The sequence below is a fragment of the Bacillus sp. AFS098217 genome (assembly GCF_002551815.1).
Lineage (GTDB): Bacteria > Bacillota > Bacilli > Bacillales > Bacillaceae_G > Bacillus_A.
In genome coordinates this window covers 1-17,367 of record NZ_NVPR01000104.1, presented here as the reverse complement: position 1 = coordinate 17,367, position 17,367 = coordinate 1, and the positions used below count along the sequence as shown (strand labels likewise).

General features: G+C 34.9%; 12 protein-coding genes and 3 pseudogenes. 2 read left to right on the top strand and 13 right to left on the bottom strand.

Annotation, left to right across the window (positions count from 1 at the left end; genetic code table 11):
• Positions 1-206 precede the first annotated feature (206 nt).
• From COO03_RS22890 to COO03_RS22880, 3 genes and pseudogenes are all read right to left on the bottom strand, one after another.
• A pseudogene (locus COO03_RS22890) lies at positions 207-530 on the bottom strand (alpha-L-glutamate ligase); the annotation flags it as partial.
• A gap of 29 nt (positions 531-559) precedes the next feature.
• Positions 560-2,188, bottom strand: a complete 1,629-nt coding sequence (abc-f, locus tag COO03_RS22885) for a ribosomal protection-like ABC-F family protein (protein WP_097899328.1) — start codon at positions 2,186-2,188, stop codon at positions 560-562.
• Positions 2,189-2,531: 343 nt separating this feature from the next.
• A complete protein-coding gene (locus COO03_RS22880) occupies positions 2,532-3,287 on the bottom strand; it encodes an SDR family oxidoreductase (protein ID WP_097899327.1) in 756 nt (251 codons plus the stop codon).
• Between the two features lie 1,769 nt (positions 3,288-5,056).
• On the opposite strand from COO03_RS22880, the gene COO03_RS22875 reads away from it, so the two are divergent.
• The gene (locus COO03_RS22875) at positions 5,057-6,160 is read left to right on the top strand and encodes an ETX/MTX2 family pore-forming toxin (RefSeq protein WP_097899326.1); all 1,104 of its coding nucleotides are present in this window, start codon (positions 5,057-5,059) and stop codon (positions 6,158-6,160) included.
• A 495-nt stretch (positions 6,161-6,655) separates the two neighbouring features.
• Here the strand turns inward: COO03_RS22875 and ytaF are convergent, their stop codons facing one another.
• Both ytaF and COO03_RS22865 read right to left on the bottom strand, forming a co-directional pair.
• A complete protein-coding gene (gene ytaF, locus COO03_RS22870) occupies positions 6,656-7,300 on the bottom strand; it encodes a sporulation membrane protein YtaF (protein WP_097899325.1) in 645 nt (214 codons plus the stop codon).
• Between the two features lie 685 nt (positions 7,301-7,985).
• Positions 7,986-8,144, bottom strand: a pseudogene (locus tag COO03_RS22865) (competence protein ComK); the annotation flags it as partial.
• A 33-nt stretch (positions 8,145-8,177) separates the two neighbouring features.
• Here COO03_RS22865 and COO03_RS22860 point away from each other — a divergent pair.
• Positions 8,178-8,840: a YdeI/OmpD-associated family protein gene (locus tag COO03_RS22860; RefSeq protein WP_097899324.1), complete on the top strand. Its 663-nt coding sequence runs from the start codon at positions 8,178-8,180 to the stop codon at positions 8,838-8,840.
• 217 nt (positions 8,841-9,057) lie between these two features.
• Here COO03_RS22860 and COO03_RS22855 read toward each other — a convergent pair whose 3' ends face one another.
• The 8 genes and pseudogenes from COO03_RS22855 to COO03_RS22830 form a co-directional block, all read right to left on the bottom strand.
• Positions 9,058-9,270, bottom strand: a complete 213-nt coding sequence (locus COO03_RS22855) for a hypothetical protein (RefSeq protein ID WP_097899323.1) — start codon at positions 9,268-9,270, stop codon at positions 9,058-9,060.
• Positions 9,271-9,864: 594 nt separating this feature from the next.
• On the bottom strand, positions 9,865-12,123 hold the full coding sequence (locus COO03_RS22850; RefSeq protein ID WP_097899322.1) for an N-acetylmuramoyl-L-alanine amidase family protein: 2,259 nt from the start codon (positions 12,121-12,123) through the stop codon (positions 9,865-9,867).
• A 269-nt stretch (positions 12,124-12,392) separates the two neighbouring features.
• Positions 12,393-12,511, bottom strand: a pseudogene (locus COO03_RS26645) (family 1 glycosylhydrolase); the annotation flags it as partial.
• Between the two features lie 17 nt (positions 12,512-12,528).
• A complete protein-coding gene (locus COO03_RS22845) occupies positions 12,529-12,645 on the bottom strand; it encodes a YjcZ family sporulation protein (RefSeq protein ID WP_097899321.1) in 117 nt (38 codons plus the stop codon).
• Positions 12,646-12,984: 339 nt separating this feature from the next.
• On the bottom strand, positions 12,985-13,158 hold the full coding sequence (locus tag COO03_RS27215; protein WP_170958221.1) for a hypothetical protein: 174 nt from the start codon (positions 13,156-13,158) through the stop codon (positions 12,985-12,987).
• 182 nt (positions 13,159-13,340) lie between these two features.
• Positions 13,341-14,627, bottom strand: coding sequence for a replicative DNA helicase (gene dnaB / locus COO03_RS22840; RefSeq protein ID WP_097899320.1), 1,287 nt, complete (start codon positions 14,625-14,627; stop codon positions 13,341-13,343).
• Positions 14,624-15,484 carry a DnaD domain-containing protein gene (locus COO03_RS22835; protein WP_097899319.1) on the bottom strand — a complete coding sequence of 287 codons (861 nt, stop codon included), beginning with the start codon at positions 15,482-15,484 and terminating at the stop codon, positions 14,624-14,626. The genes dnaB and COO03_RS22835 overlap by 4 nt, the downstream gene beginning before the upstream one ends.
• A 538-nt stretch (positions 15,485-16,022) precedes the next feature.
• Entirely contained in the window at positions 16,023-16,838 is an 816-nt protein-coding gene (locus tag COO03_RS22830; RefSeq protein WP_097899318.1) for an alpha/beta fold hydrolase, read from the bottom strand.
• Positions 16,839-17,367 lie beyond the last annotated feature (529 nt).

The window sequence follows — 17,367 nt, the reverse complement described above, 5'->3', positions numbered from 1 at the left end:
AAGCGGTCAGGGCCTTTTTTTGCCACATGCGAAGTAAAAACAGAAAGAACAAACGAGTGTAGGTGACTTTTTACTCTGCATAGCAGGGATGTAGATGTCGAAAAATGAAAATGGATTTATATAGTTTAAAATATGAAATCACCAATTTACACTCGAATCGAACTTACCAAAAAAAGCTGCTTCATCAGCAGCTTTCTTCCTATCTATTATATTTTCTCTAATTCACTACCAAGAAACTTCGCAATCTCTAGCATACCGTATTTCCCAACGACTGCTTCGGCGTCAGCATTGTAGTTTGTGTTTGTATTAATGTCATAAGTGAAAATTTCACCATCGGCATTTCGAATAAACTCAATGCCAGCGATTGCAATATCATTTGCAGCCAAAACAGCCTCATATTTTTGAATAATTGGGTCATCAAAGCCCTCAATAATTTGAAACTTCGGTTTTTCCGGGGCTTTCTCTCCTACAGGACAGAACAAATCACCAATTTGACAAGCATCAGCTGGGCATAATTCAAAGCCTTTCGTTTTCTTACTAAATGACAAAGTCCTCTGGTTTAAAGCTCCTTTATTTGCTTCGTAAGTTCTTTGAATCTTTTATCAAGTTCCATGTACGCTTCATCTTTAAGAGTCAAAAAGCTGAGTTTTCCTAAAACTTCTTGTCTTTCTGTTTCAAGCTTTAAACGTAATTCAGCAAGGTTATCTCTTTTTTGAGATGTTTCTTTCAATTGCTTTTGTATGCGATTGTTTGAAAACACTAGTCTACTGTTAGTCGTTTTTTCAAGGAAGTACCGATCATGCGAAACGATAAGCAATGTACCATTATATTGTGCTAATGTATTTTCAAGCTGTTCGCGTGAAGGTAAGTCAAGATGATTTGTCGGTTCATCCAAAATAAGCACATCTTTTTCATCTAAAATATACGCCATGAGCTTACACTTTACACGTTCACCCATACTCATGTGTTTGATTGGCTCTTTCCATTGAGAAGATGTAAATCCTAAATGCTTCATTAAATTTTGTACTTTTCCTCTTTCTTCAAAAGTTTCTTTATAAAATAATTGTTCTGGTGTTTTTTCAAGTGGTAAATCAAATACCTCTTGTGTTAAATAGCCAATATTTGCAGATGGTGAAATCCATACTTCCCCTTCAACCGTTTCATGTCCCATAATCATCTTCAATAATGTTGTTTTCCCGCAGCCATTAGGGCCAACTATTGCAATTTTCTCACCATGTTGAATTGTGAAATTAACTTTCTCAAATAATACTCGTCCCTTAAAACATTTTTTTAATTGTTTCACTTCTAAAAAACGTTTTCCTACCTTGTTATTTGCTTGAATGGAAAACTCTACAATTGGGTCTGGCTTAACACGTTCTACTTTCGTTTTTTCAAGCTCTTTTTCCAGACGCTTTTGTTTTGACTTAACTTGTGCATCCGTTCGCTTTGCCTTAACACGATAGTATTCTTTAAATCCCTCTTTTTTTGTCGATTGTGCATGTGCTTTTTGCGACCATGATGTTAATTCTTTCATTTGCGATTCTATACGTTCAATGTTTTTTTGTTGCTTTTCATATTCGCGCTGCTGAGTGAGCCTCTTTTGTTCCCGAAATTTCATATAACTCGTGTAATTCCCTTTATGCTCAATTAGTTTTCTATCTTCTATCGACCAAATTTTCGTTGCAACAGCATCTAAGAAATATCGATCATGTGATACAACGATGATTGTTCCACTATAGCTTTTTATCTGTTCAATGAGCAATTCTGTGCTCTGCTCATCTAAATGATTCGTTGGTTCATCTAACATTAAAAGATTTGTACCTTTTGCAAATCCTTTCGCAAGTCGGATTTTAAGTTTTTCTCCACCGCTTAACGTATGAAAATCATTTGTTGGTACGCCCCATTTCGCAAGAAGTTCCGCTTCTACTGTTGTTACTTCCTTAGATGCAAATGCCTCTTTTTCTTGTTCAACATATGCCATCGTTACGTTCGTCTGTTGCCATTCTAGTTGCCCTTTTGTTGGTTCTATTTTTTCATTTATCAGCTGTAACAGGGTGGATTTTCCAGCACCATTTTTTCCAATTACTCCGATGATATCTCCCTGTTTCGCTGTAGCATTCATTTGTTCTAACAAGGTATTTTCCATTATTTCTACAGAAACATCTTTTAATTTTAAAAGTTCCTTCATACTATCTATCCCTTTCTATAAAAGGAGAACAAAAAAATCCTCCCAATTATATTTGGCAGGATTAGTCGTTATAGTATTTATACCCAAATAAGCTATTGTATGAAATAGCTTTACTTTCTTATGGAAATGGGCAGACTAATCCTATTTTTTATAAATTGAAATATCCAATTTCAACATTTAAAAATAAGATTAGTTAATCATCGTCCACCCATCATCCTTTCCGTCATTAATAGTGCTATTGTAGCATGGTAATACTGTATTCGTAAACGAGATGATTTGACTCAGCAACAATCACCAATATTGCAGCATTTATTTTACCGCGACTGTAAACCCTTCACTTCATTTAACTTCGCAAAAATCCACCTTCTGAGTTAATCACTTGACCAGTGATCCACTTTGCATCATCACTAGCAAGAAATGCCACGATACGTGCTGCATCTTCCGGCATGCCAATACGCCCCATTAAAAATTTAGGCAAAAGGTGTTTTCTAATTTCATCCGTCATCCATGTTGAATCTGTTGGTCCTGGGTTTACCGCGTTAACCGTAATTCCTAAAGGAGCAAGTTCTGCCGATAAAGACTTAGTAAAAGCGGCAATTGCTCCTTTCGTTGCAACGTATGCTAGTTCCCCGATCATTGGCCCTAATTCTTGTCCGGATGTCATATTAATAATGCTTCCTCCATCTCTATTCGCTTTCTCAAAACGACGAGCAAATTCCACGCAAAGAAGAAAAGTTGATCTCATATTAACAGCATAATGGTTATCAAGTATATGAGCATCCAACTTTACATATCCATCTCTTGTTGAATATGCTGCGTTATTCACTAAAATCGAAAGAGGACCAAACTGCTTTGAAACAGTATCCATTATTTCAAATGCAGCATTTGCATGTGACAGATCAATTTCTAAACTGTCACAGCGAACTCCTAATTCCAACATCTCTTTTTGAAATTTCTCTGGCCAACTAGCCTCAGACTGCCAATGTGTAAAGAAAATATCTATACCTTGAGAAGCAAATTTGCGGCATATAGCAGCGCCGATACCTCTTGGACTACTTACTCCTGTTACAAGAGCAATTTTATTTTGTAAATGCGTCATTTCATATTCCCCCTAATAAATAGGGACACGATGATATGTGTAAGTAGAGATGTATTACTCTCATAACAAATAAAAGCCGATACACACAGGTATCCGCCTAGTAAATGGAATGATAACTCCACACCATACATCCCTTGTATGATTATTGTTTCAATAAATAGACATACTCCACCCGTATATGTATAGGAAAAGCACTCTATTCATTTTATTTCGTAATCATTACAAGATTTGCCACATGTAGAATCTCAATTCCCCTTTCATTACATCTCTACCATTATTATACTTTTCTTATTGATGATAATCAATATATTCATTTGTTAATATGTCAATTACTACTATATATACATCAATTAAACACCGACATCAAACCCCTCTTTTTAGGTGGGAGAGAGCATCTGGCCATGCATAGAAGCGGTCAAGACCTTTTTCTGCCACATGCGAAGTACAAACAGAAAGAGCAAACGAGTGTANNGATTTAGATGTCGAAAAATTGAAATGGATTTATATAGTTACGATCAAAATCCTTCCAAAACCGCAGCCTCGCCACATGAATCCCTGTAACATCCTTGTTCTCTGTTTCCCTCTCCTGCTCACTCTGCCCTGTCCCCCCCATAGCTCAGACAAAAGCGGACTCTTATCTTGCCGCAACTCAGCCAAGCTCCTATACATAGTTGAATTCCCTATACTATTAAATATCGAAAAAGAAAATATTCACTTGTATTACAAGAATAATGCATGTACGAGTTGAAAGATCTCAATGTTAATTATTGCAAAGAATGTGAGAAACAACCCTGCCGTTTTATTGTTCACGGAAAACATAATTACTATCTATTAAAAATAATATCAAAATTTCAAACTGCTACATATCAAAAATATCCAATATTTAATAGGCGATATACCTGTGTTTTCATGCAATTATGCATATACAAATAAAGGAAAACAGTACATGAAATATTATTTCGTTATATTATAAACATTTTTTACATACTAAATTCCCTCTTATAAATAAGAATGATTACGTTTTACACGCGAATATCAAGTTATACCCTTTATATTTTATAAAGAAAGAATTTTTTCAATATAATTATTTTTTAAATTATTAAATCCGAATATAGATAATATAATAATGTAATTGATGGAATTTCACGATTTACTTTTCAAAAATGCAGTGTTTTAATAAAGGCGTAAGGTCCTTACACTCTATGAAAAACAAAAGAAATAAAATATTTGCAAATATAAACAAGCTTTTATTCCAAGTTAGGGAAATGGTTTTATAGTATGACATTATGTACATTGTATTATTTAAAGTTTTGGTGCGAAATTTTGGGCTGATCGTATAAGTTATGATTCTAGTGCAATTCATATAGTTGCACCAGAATCGTTTGAATCGCTATCTATCGCGTGTTCAGTCAGCTTTTTAACACCCTCCATATTCAATTAAACTTGGAAATTACAACTTGTTTTTTGAAATGGTATAAGTCGCTATTTCTAAGTGGTCTGTCCACTAGTAACAGTGTTGGTATCCTTTGAATAAAAATGAAGGTTACATTCAAATTATCCAAATATTGAAAACAACCTAGAGATGCCGCAAAAATGGAGCCTGTAACAAGTGAAAGAGATGAATCTTTTCCGATATTCTTGAAACTTATCATACGCTCTAGAAGAACTAACAAGCAATTACATTTTACACTTAGAACAATCTGAGATTTTCGTTTTTTACGAGAGATTACTAGTATACTAGACAAGATTTATCATAAGGAGAGAGAGAAATGAAAAAATACAAAAAGTTATTAATGGTTGCTCCGCTTGCATGTATGTTAGGGACAGGGGCTGTTGCTTTACCGAATGCAGTTCATGCAGCAGAATCACTGTCCTCACCAGCATCTTTCACTAATATATATGATGATGGGACTTCTTATACGAAAGAAACTTTAGAAAAAGATCTTTACAAAAGGATATTGAGGGGTATTGAGAATACACCTGAATTACGTCAGAAATTTAAATTAGCAGATGATGAAGGGATACAACGTGAAAAAGGCGCTTCGAGCCTTACTGACCCAAACGGTAATACTACAGAATATCCTGCCATTAATTATGGTTTAATGGATCAATTGAGTAAAGTAGAAGCGGGAATTGTCGGGTCACATTTTGATGTTAATCCAACCGTAGATAGTTATGAAGATTTAGGTCAAACGAATTTATTAACGATTAATAATGATGATGGTACTGTAGCACAAACTGCTCAAACACCAGAAACAACAGAGAAATTTTCAGAAAGTATGAGTTATTCAAATTCAACTGGAATGAAGCTAGGAATTGGATCATCAACTACAGTTAAAGTGAAGATTCCATTTGATTTAGGGGAAGTTTCTCAGACAGTCAACATTAACAGCGAATTTAGTTTTAATAATACGGTGACAAATACTAGTACTCATGAAAAATCCGTTACATTTAAATCACAACCTGTAGTTGCTGCTCCAGGTGGAACTACTACTTATTATGGTTCAATCAAAAGAGCAAAATTCTCTGGAACAATCCAAACTGATGCTTATTTAGCGGGTGTAACCTTAAAGCTTCCTATAGTGAAGAAAAATGGAAATTCATATGATATAGTGCATACTGAAGAAGTTACTCTAACTCCAGAAGATATGTATGCTATTTTCAAAAATGGGCTTCCTGTATTACCACCTTATTTAAGCTTTGATGATGAGAACAAAAAAGTAAAAGTAAATAACGCACCCTTTACGTTTAGCGGAGAAGGCGGTTATTATTCCGCTGTAAAAGTGAAATTCACTCCAAAAGATTCAAATAAAAGTCCACAAGAAATGCCATATAAAGAATACGTAGCAAAAGCACAACAAGGAGCTTTATAAGAAAAAACTAACTATAAACATCCCCAGAAACTTTGTTCGGAGCAAAGTTTCTGGGGATGTTTTGCATCTTTATTTACTTTTTTTACAATTTTGCTTGTAATAAATTATAGAAACTCCCTTCTATATTCAAGTGCCTTTCTCTTCAGAATCCTTTACATATATAAACACACTATATCAGTAGAACTCTTTTTTTGTTTTTTCTTGTTCTTTTACATTTGTTATTTTTCCAGCCAATACTATACCTCCGACAATCAAAATTACGGTTCCCCAGTATAAAATAGGATTACTCATGGTTCATGTATTATCATGTTGGCTACAGTCCAAGCAATTACACCGCCACCAATATAAATAATAATTTGAAAACGATCAACACATGTTATAAACAGGCTGCTTCCCAAAATTATAATAGGAATACTCATCAATAATAACAATTGATAACAAGACTGAAAAAAATTCAATTGAAAATAACTCCAATGTTTTTACCTCAATTTGTACTTAAAACAAATTGTGAGCAGCAATTAATAATAGTATAAATCCGCTTAAAGCAGTGCTAAATTGTCCGATTGTCCACGATCCAATTCTTACGTTTGCAACTTTTTTTCCTAATTTCACTCCGAGCCAAATCGTTAAAAAACTGAATATCGCTGCTGCTAGTGAAATAGCAAACGGAGACAGTTTTAATAATCCTGCACCTAAGCCGTTCGTAAGGGCATTCATAGATATAGCAATACCAAGAACAATAGCTTCAAAAAAACTAATATCTCCTGATTGATCAAGGTCGGCTTTTTCAGGAGATTTTAAGTATCCAGTAATCACATTCGAAACAGATTCATCCTCATCAAGTACTTTTTGACTAACTTTCTTTTTTCTTGGAACTGCCATTAAAATAATTCTTAAACCAATTACGAATAAAAACAATGTACCAATAACATTAGATAATGTACCCGGAAACACTGTTGAAATGTATTGCCCAAATCGAATACCTATTTCACTAAAAATAAAAGCAATAATTGCAATGATAAAGTTAGCTAATAAACTTATACGAATATTACGGATACCATAAGATATACCTACCCCAAAGTTATCAATACTAGATGATAATGAAAGTAACAAAATAGTAATCAAAGCTGCTATAGTCATAGTTGTTATCTCCCTTTTGTATAACATCTTTCTCTCATTATTAGACTTCATCAATCAAAAGGACCTTAGTGATTACCAAGCTCTTTTTGCTAATTGAGGAAAACAGTAATTATTTTCTGGGTTATTGTATGATACATATTAAAAAGTGTTCGAATGTAAAATGAAAACGCTAAGAACCAGTTTAGTTAAGCTCTTAGCGTACATTTTCCGCGTTTGATGCCGCTCCCCTATCGCCATTTGTTATTCCCAAAAACGAAAAAAATGAGCTGAATTCTCATAGATAACTGCGGTGGGACAAAATTTTTGTTTTTGGGGTACTTCAAAATATTAGCTTGATAAGCATGGGCCAGACCCCAAAAGGACTAGTAAAATATTAACTAACATATGTAATTCTGTATAAATTAATATAATAGGCTCAAGTTGTTTGTATACTAACTATATAAATCCATTTTAATTTTTCGACATCTAAATCCCTTTAAATTATCGGACTAAGGAATCACTTGCCACCCGTTGACGGATCCAAATCTTAAACTATTTAAAAATTAATGGCTATGGGAGTGCTCCCATAGCCATTAAGCTAAAATTTTAATCCTCAAAATACGAAACTCCTAAAATCATATTATATATTCTACCTTTTCACTAGAATTTTGATAAATTATCTCGATTTCTAATATTTTGTCTCTATTTGTTTTCCTTTTCTATCTTCAAATTCTGCACGTAGCTGTGCAGTTCTGTTTATCTGATTTTCAAAGTTATTTTTAGATACTTCTAGTTTAATTGTTTGACCATTCATGAATTCAATGAGAATATTTCCATGTGGAAGTTTTGTCACACTTTCAATATGACTGATTGTAAAATTGCAGAGGGGTGTTCCTTGATGACAAATAGTAAAATGAATCCTAAGGTTGATGAATTTTTAAATACAGCCAAGAAGTGGAAGGAAGAATATGAAAAGTTGAGAAATATCGTTCTTGACTGTGAGCTAACCGAAGAATTTAAATGGATGCATCCTTGTTACACGTTTGAGAAAAAAAACATAGTTTTAATACATGGATTTAAAGAATATTGTGCGCTTTCGTTTCACAAAGGTGCCTTGTTACAGGATACTCATGGGATTCTAATCCAACAAACGGAGAATGTACAAGCGGGACGCCAGATTCGGTTCACCAATATTCAAGAAATAGTTGAAATGGAAACCATCTTGAAAGCCTATATTTATGAAGCCATTGAAGTTGAAAAAGCCGGTTTAAAGGTGAAAAAGAAAGAGCATAAAGAGTTCATAATTCCTGAAGAACTTCAAAATAAATTCGATGAAATGCCTGCTTTTAAAACTGCTTTTGAATCATTGACACCGGGACGGCAAAGAGCATACATTTTTTATTTTTCTCAAGCCAAACAAGCCAAAACTCGAGAGTCAAGGGTTGAAAAATATATCCAGAGAATTCTCGATGGAAAGGGATTAAATGATTGTACTTGTGGGCTATCTCAAAAGCTGCCCAACTGTGACGGCTCACACAAGTTATTAGATAAGAAAAAATAGTAATCAAACTTTAAGATATTGTCGCACTTTGCGTTCATTCGAACTCTTTTTAGATCGCATTAAAATGAAAAAATACGCTATTCTTTCTGTAAAATCATAGGAAAGGATGGTGTTTTTGACATGAACTTATCGACTTTTGATAAACTAGAATTGTTTTCTAGACTTTATCACAACAAAAGGAGCTAAACGATAGATATTAGCTCCTCTTATTTGCAAATTATTTAATTATAAAGGATACGATTACTAAAATGACAAGCAAAATTCCACCTAAGAGTTGTCCTAATCCAGAGGCCTCTCCAAGAATCAACAAATTGAAAAGATTTTTTCTTGTTTGGGTTTTTCCTACGAATGCATCATCTCTTTTCATTCTATATATACCCCATAAGATTAATACTATTCCAAAAACAATACCGAATAATTTTAAAGCCATTATATTTACCTCCACTTATTATACATATATTTAATTTTTTCTTAGTCATTTTTTAGTTGTTGTTACAACTATGAACAACACTGTCTTATCACTTCTTATGATTTTATTATTACATTTAAACCTTGAAATGAACTATCTACTAACCTTACATAAAGATGACAGTTCTGTAAGATTAGTAAAACAAACAAGATATCTATATCCATTTTATTTTTTCAACATATAAATTGAGTTAGGATTTACTTTTTTAGAGCGGTTATATACATTTCGACATTTTTGTATAGTAAGAAATCCCCAAAGCTTCATAGAGTGATTTCAATTGAGCAAAAATATTTATATTTTCGTCAATCTCAAAGGATAGAATCAACAAGAAATGAGTATACCTACAAAAATAAAATGGGCCACATTATAGAAATAGGAATAGAATCCAGTGCATAATATGACCCATTTTTGTATATATCAGTTAACTCTTCAAACGATTTTCTCACTCACTGAGTGGAACAGTCATTTTTAGTTTTTCAGGGTTGTATGCTTAAGTCAGGTAAAATCATCCCTTTTAACGAGTGATACTTATAAAAATAGACTTTTTTGTATTACTTAATAGCCCTTGTGTCCATGGCTGTCAAACTTATAGGTTCTTCCATCAATTTCAACCGTGGTATCTGTATAAATAGAACCATCCTCTTTAGCATAATAAGTAAAGTATCCGTAATAAGGGAAGTGGTATCCGCCACCAACTTCGAACCATCCTATTTTAGCTGCTCCAGACTCATCGAAGTAATACCACTTACCATCGATTTCTTGCCATCCTGTTTGCATTTCGCCTTTATCGTTATAATAGTATATTTTATTGTTAACTTTATCAAACCCAGTTAGCTTAGCTTCTCCGTCCTGATTAAAATAATATCTTTTTCCGTCAATAGGTTCATGACCATCGAAAGTATAGTGTTTGCCACCCACGAAATGATATTTTTTACCATCAATTTCTTTCCAACCAGTATAGTTAGGCCCTTCTTCGAAGCTGTAATAAACCAGTGCAGGTTGCTCCTTTTTATCAAATAATCCAGGTAAAAAGATTTTAGAGACACCGTTTTTTCTAATAGAACCATCTTTTTCAAACACTAACGTTTTCTCATCAAGAGTAACATGATTCACACTATTTAGCGCTTCTCCATTCAGCCTAGAAGCCTTCTCAAGTACGCCTTTATCAGAAAAGTGAAGAATGATATTTTGATCTTCTAGACGCAGTTCATTTGTAGTAGCCTTGTAATCTTTAAAATAATAAATTTTATTATCAATTTCTTTCAAGCCTTCTTCAATAAACGCTCCTGAAGCATCGGAATATTCTAGACCATTCCATGCTGATTTCTGCAGAACACCGTCCTCGTTGAAGTTATACCACTTCCCATCAATGAATGTGTCAGATGAGACATATCCGATAGAATTTTTGACCCTGTGATTAGAATTTGGACTAAAATAATACGTATTCCCCTCAAATTCTTGCCAGCCCTTTAAAAGAATTCCTGAAGAATCCGCATAATAATGATCGCCCTGTCTCTCTATCCAACTATTCGTTATCAATTTTCCAGAATTGTATGCAGTCCATATAGAGGAATCTTTTTCATCAGGTTTGAACTCCAATCCGGCATATGTCATTCCTTCGTGTTTCTTTGTTTCATTTACCTTACTAGGATGCCAATCAACTAACCAATTATGAATTTCATTGTTGGTTTTTGCAGTGAAACGAATTTCAGATTTAAAACTCCAATCCGTACCGAATTGTGAAATATACTGATTACCAGCCAAACTTACTCCATTCTTGTTATTCAAACGGAATTGAAGTTCGTTTTGACCAGAATTTTCAATTTGAACAAGTTCAAACACTTCATCATCACCAATTGAATCAGAGTATTGAAGATTATTTCCTTCTTTTCCTGAAAGGTATTGTGAACCTTTTTTTACAAACACTTTATTCGACCCTTTTTTATAAGGAATAATTTGATAAGGTTTACCGTCATTTAATGTAATAAATGGTAATGCAAGAGGTGTTTCTAAAATCGAATTCGTATCTGCAAATACATTTACTACTCGGTCATTAAAATCTGCAAGGGCTTTCGAGTCATTCGTAACATAATTAGAAAGAACATCTTTACTTATCGGCTCTGAAGTAGCTGTTCCTAATTTTCGTTTATCTTCTGGTAGTTGGTTAAAAAGATCCCTAAATGTATAACGAACATCAAGCACCCCACCTTTAGTATAAGCACCTGGGAATTCTCCTCGTACAAATTTATCTGCTAAACTAGTGTAATGACCTTCATTGCTACTTTCTAGATAAAAGGTTTGCCAGTTTGTAAGAGCAACACCTGTCTTTCCTTCATCTAATTGTTTTTGTGTAATATACAAAAGATTATGTTTAGATACTTCTGGTTCATCAGGATTTAAGTCTACTATTGTACCAGCTTGCTTAATACGAAGTTGTTGCCCATGCTTGATTGTTTTATATTCAACCTTCCCATCAGCATAAGCAACTTTAACCTTCTTGCTAAAATTTTGATCTTTATAATAATCAAACACAGTAATACCAAACTCTCCTTTTTGAAAAGTAGGAGCTATGTAAGCACTGTTTTCAAGACCACGGTTATAAAGGGATTTTGCACTGGTTTCGTCTAGCCACTCCCCAAATGGCTCTGCAAGAAACGTATTATATATTTCTCCAAATGTTGTAATAATTGTTGCGGCCGTATCAACATCTGCTTTCACTTTATGTTCTGTTATTGGAGCGGAGCTGAATAAAATCCCCATTGCAATTCCTACAGGGAGGATTTTTGGTATCCTTTTTTTGTATTTTTCATTCATAACGTCATTCCTCACTTTTTATTTGTTTTTTATCTACTTATTAATCCGAATTTCATGCTCGAAAGTTCATTTTAGTTTAAATATCTTTCAAAAGACTTTCGTAAATGTTACAAAAGTCTTTCATACGATTAGAAAAGCCTTCATGAAATTACAAAAAAATAAGATTGCTGGTGAACTTCTCAATATCGTAAACGAATTTTAATCTCTTTAATTCACTAACAAAGAAGGGGGTACCAAACGACAATCCTGCTTCTCTACAGTTAGAGCAGCTCGTTTCCACCTGGAAGAACATCAGCAATATTTAGTCCTTTCCTTTATTCCCTTCATTAAATCCGCCTTCTATTTGATTAGCTGCAGTGGCCCCTCCCCATAAAAAAAAGACACTCAAATGAGCGCCTTTTTTCTTTAGTATCCGAATCCGCCTCCCCAACAGCTGCATCCAATGATGATCAATAGAATAAATAGCACAATGAGTAAAGCGAATCCGCCACCAAAACCACCACAACTACCACCAAATCCCATATTAAATCCTCCTTTGAAGTAGGAGACAAAAACACTTGGGTGCACATTTTTTAACGGTTCTATCTTACTTTATGTTGTTTCGATCTAATTGAGCAGGTCCTTTTACAAAAAAAGAAAAGACACCCTCAGATGCTTTCCTCTAACTTGATAACCACATTCATTTTAATAATATGGAGTAGCGCCATATCGCCATCAAGCTAAGATTCTAAAGTAACCTCTAAGTGAAAGTTTTCTTTCTCTACAGTTCGTTATTTTGAGAATTCAACTCATTTTTTCGTTTTTGGGATGTTTACTTTTCTTAAGTTGATGGGCTCCTTTGCATTGATATTCTATATATTCTTAGTGAATTTTTCGTAAATCTACTTCTGAAAGATTTCGTTTTTCCATTTCTGTTTTAATTAGCTCTATTTCATGATACATAGCTTCTGAAAGAATTCCTTTTTCTATATTTTTATTAATTTCCATGAAAAAACCGATTAAAAGAGCATTTGGCAATTGTTTATATATAGACAAAAAATTTCCTCCATTCAACAATTTTATACAAATACAATTATATATTCTGGAAATGAAATTTTTAAGTCTTTTTTTGTTAGCGTTTTGTAAATTTTCTTTTACAAAACGCTAACAAAATTGTATCTATCAACGATAAACGGAACGAAGTGAGCATTAAGGAGGTGACAGATTCACTTATGCCCCTACTTCCCTTCCACAAACCGCCCATACTCCTTCAAAAACCGCAATTCCATCATCCCAACAGGCCCGTTCCGATGCTTTGCCACATGAATTTCTGTAACATCCTTGTTTTCTGTTTCTTTATCATAATAATCCTCCCGGTACATGAGCATAATGACATCCGCATCCTGCTCAATTTGCCCTGTCTCCCTTAGGTCAGACAAAAGCGGACGCTTATCATGACGCGCCTCTACCGCACGGGACAGCTGCGATAGCGCGACTACGCATACATTCAAATCACGAGCCATCAACTTCAGCTTACGAGAGATTTCACTCATTTCTTGAAACCTGTTTCCCTTATATGGCGAATCACCTGTAATGAGCTGTAAATAATCAATAACAACAAACAATTTTTTATCTGCATGCTTTCGTTTCAGCTTTCGTACTTGCATCCAAATGTCCTGTATTGTAATACCTGCTTTATCATAAATCTCTAAGGGTAGATCTCCGATTTCCGCAAACGCCCGGCTTGTTTTCTCCCAGTCTTCTATCGCAAAACGATGCTTCGGGTTTTTCAGCCTCTTCCCTGATACCTCCCCTAGACAGGAAACCATCCGTTTTAGCAGTTGCTTATTGCTCATCTCTAAAGAAAATAGCCCAACTGCAGCATCTGATTTGGCTGCATGGAGCGCAATATTTAAGGCGAACGCCGTTTTTCCCATGGAAGGTCGGGCTCCAATCACAACAAAGTCGCCTTCCTGCAAACCGCACGTCATCTTGTTTAAAGCTGAAAATCCTGTCTCAATCCCTGTAAGCTCTTCTGTATCTTGGTGAAGTTCTTCATACAGGCCGACTAACGTGTCCTTCAAATCAAAATCTAATGTACGATCTACCTCTTCCAGTTCACAAAGCGTTGTAATCGTCTCACCAATTATCCTCTCATCCTTCTCCGCAAGAAGCCGTTCACACATACTGTGCGCCGCACTTCCCGCACGATTCATTTTCCACGCACCCCAAACAAGCCCCTCATAATAGGAGAAGTTGGCAGTAGTCGGAACACCCTCGATTATATTTACAAAGTATTCAATACCGCCAATCTGTTCCAAAAATCCAGGCTCCATTTTTGAAACAAGCGTAACAAGATCAAGCGGCTGTCCCTCTTCCTCTATTTTCCGTATCAACTTGAATATCGCTTGATGCATAGCTGTAGAAAAGTGCTGCTCGGTCAGCCTACACTCCTTAATCAGTGCACCATCAAGAAGCAAAGATCCTAGTACCGTCTGTTCAGCCTCGACGTTTTGAATGCTCACGGACGCCACCCCTTCTCCTGTAAGAACTTCTGCAGCTCTTCTTCAGACGGTACATTTTTCTCCCACTCTTCACACTCCTCCAGAAACTGCTTCGTCTCATGCATAATAGACGGTTCCTTCTTCCGAAACTTCACCGCCGCCTCTTCTACTTCAATGAGCTTCCTATATCCCTTTCCTTGCCAATCTCGTAAAATGCCCTTCACGTAAGCAAGCGTCCGCTTATTATTTTCATGCGCAATCTGGAGTGCTTTCAGTACAAGCTCCTCTGACAAATCTGCCATCCATTCACTTAATTCATCCGCAGTATAAGGCGACAAACTACCGAAGTTTTGTTCATAAAACATAAATACACTGCTTCCTGGCTCCGCCTCTTCTACTTCCCCATCCGTTTCACCACTTTCAAAAATCTCTTGAGGAATAACCACAGATGCTTCACATGGCATACCAAAATGCTCTAGTAATAGCGGAATATTCAGCTCTTCCTCCAAGCATTTTTGCAGGAACATATGTACAAACTTTTTGCTTTTCACAGCCTTTAACTCACGAAGTACACATTTCTCAACGTTCGTATTCGTAACGGGGTTATAGCGCACCCAATTTTCGATGTATAGCTCCTTCGTTTCTGCATCATATTGTATTTTTCCATATTCAATAAACCGCTGCAGTAACTTCTCAACAGTCTCTCTGTTGTAGCCTGTTTCCATTTCCGCTAAACGCTTCGGCAACGGATAAATGCCGCATTGCGTCGTTTTCGAACATGTCAGCAAGTATATATAAAAGTATCGCTCCTCCGGCGTTAAATCGAGTACAAAATCATCCTGCCAAAAGTTCACCTGTACATTCCGGTATACTGCCATATATATTCCTCCCGTCTTTGACGGCAAATATAAAATTGCCGCTTCTTTCATACATATAGAGATTGAGGAGGAAATTGGGCAATTAATTTTAAAATTTTTTTACTACTACGATGTTATTTTTTTAATGAATTGTTGTAGTAGTTGTTTTTTGTTTTGTTTTTGTAATGATTTATTACTTGCAAGGGGCTTGGTAGGGGTTTATAAGGGGCTATTATTTAAATTATTTTTACTATGATCGACTAATAGTGAGCGGAATTCATTTAACATAAACAAATAATAATGCTGTTTAAAAAGAAAGACGTTCATCAAGTAGTTTCTATACTTAATGAGCGTCTTTCTTTTTACAAATACATATTGGTATGTCTATAAGAGAAATGAGTGAAAAATTGGTTATTCCAACTCAGTCCCCGTTAGTGAAAAAATTAAGTTATTTATTACACTAATTTGTTCTTAGTTAGATGCAATTAAATGGACGTAAAGCATCATCATAAAGATGATTTTTTACTTAACGAATCTTTTGTTTACTTTCACATGAGCCCTAGAGACTGATATCTTCTGTCCGTTTCACCCATTCCCCTACCAAACTCTCGAATAGCTCAGGTTGTTCAATTTGCAAATTATGACCTGCCATATCTAAAACTGCAAATGTTGCTCGTGGATAGTCCTCAATGATTTCTAATAAGTCTTGATAACCTACAACTATATCTTGCCGCCCAGCGAGTAAAAGAACTGGTTTTGGGTATGTTTGTTCATTTACATTGGATGATAACGTATAATTTTTTTGCAGATTTTCAACAAACTCAGTATTGGTTACTGTAAGCCCTGGCTTGATCTCTTCTTTATATCGATTGTACGTATATTCATTTGCTATCACTGCCAGTTCACAAAATTCCTGTCTTTCATCTGACGGAAGACTACTTAAAAACTTGTCATCCCTTATAATCATATTATAACTTGGAACAGTTCTTGCTTCATGCTCTGCAATTATAACAGGGCATATTAGCAATAAACCATCAATTCGGTGAGGCATTTTCGACAGTATCGCTCTAGACAAATATCCACCATACGATTCTCCCGCAAGCAGGAAGTTTTCATCAGGAATAATCTTTTCTATACATAAAGTTAAGACATCTAATAATGTATCAGAACTATTTATCCAGTTAGGAGCATTCGATTTCCCCATACCTGGTAAATCAATATAAATACGCTTATAGCCCGTATGTTTATGAAATACGGATTCCATACATCCCATCATAAGCCTATGATCAGGAGAACAACCATGTAACATAATTATAGGTTTTCCCTCGCCAATTATTTCATAATATATCTCTGCGTCTCTAATATGGCATATCATGAAAACTCCTCCTCATTTTTTAAAATAAACCTCTTTAGAAACAAAAAAGTTTTTCTGCTTAATGTCTTCATTTCACTAAATCTAAAAAGTCAAGTTACAATCAATACGGCTTCGTCTTAATAAATTAAATCTTCATTATATAGGGGCTAAAAAAGAGCACTATATACACTTACCAGAATATATGTTCTTATTGTATAACACTCTACATATAACCGACAACTCTGTTTTTTCAAATAAAACATTATTATTTGAAAAAGAAGATTTTAATTTATATGTCCTATTAGAATAAAAAACGTTATTTACCTAAATTATCCTTATATTTTGTTTGTATTCCATTAACCCATCTCTTTAGTTCAAGAACAAAGGCTTGAATATATCCACTTTAATTTTCCGACATCTATATCCCTGCTATGCAGAATAAATAGGAACCTACACTCGTTTACTATTTCTGTTTTTACTTCGCATGTAGCAGAAAAAGGCCCTAACCGCTTCTCTGCACGGCCAGATACTCTCTCCCACCTAAAAAGAG

Bases quoted from the DNA above. Each gene is read 5' to 3' on its own strand.
- COO03_RS22830 (WP_097899318.1), bottom strand. From the start codon at position 16,838: ATGATATGCCATATTAGAGACGCAGAGATATATTATGAAATAATTGGC.
- COO03_RS22880 (WP_097899327.1), bottom strand. From the start codon at position 3,287: ATGACGCATTTACAAAATAAAATTGCTCTTGTAACAGGAGTAAGTAGT.
- COO03_RS22875 (WP_097899326.1), top strand. From the start codon at position 5,057: ATGAAAAAATACAAAAAGTTATTAATGGTTGCTCCGCTTGCATGTATG.
- COO03_RS22835 (WP_097899319.1), bottom strand. From the start codon at position 15,484: ATGGCAGTATACCGGAATGTACAGGTGAACTTTTGGCAGGATGATTTT.
- abc-f (WP_097899328.1), bottom strand. From the start codon at position 2,188: ATGAAGGAACTTTTAAAATTAAAAGATGTTTCTGTAGAAATAATGGAA.
- COO03_RS22845 (WP_097899321.1), bottom strand. From the start codon at position 12,645: ATGGGATTTGGTGGTAGTTGTGGTGGTTTTGGTGGCGGATTCGCTTTA.
- ytaF (WP_097899325.1), bottom strand. From the start codon at position 7,300: ATGACTATAGCAGCTTTGATTACTATTTTGTTACTTTCATTATCATCT.
- COO03_RS22850 (WP_097899322.1), bottom strand. From the start codon at position 12,123: ATGAATGAAAAATACAAAAAAAGGATACCAAAAATCCTCCCTGTAGGA.
- COO03_RS22860 (WP_097899324.1), top strand. From the start codon at position 8,178: ATGACAAATAGTAAAATGAATCCTAAGGTTGATGAATTTTTAAATACA.
- COO03_RS22855 (WP_097899323.1), bottom strand. From the start codon at position 9,270: ATGGCTTTAAAATTATTCGGTATTGTTTTTGGAATAGTATTAATCTTA.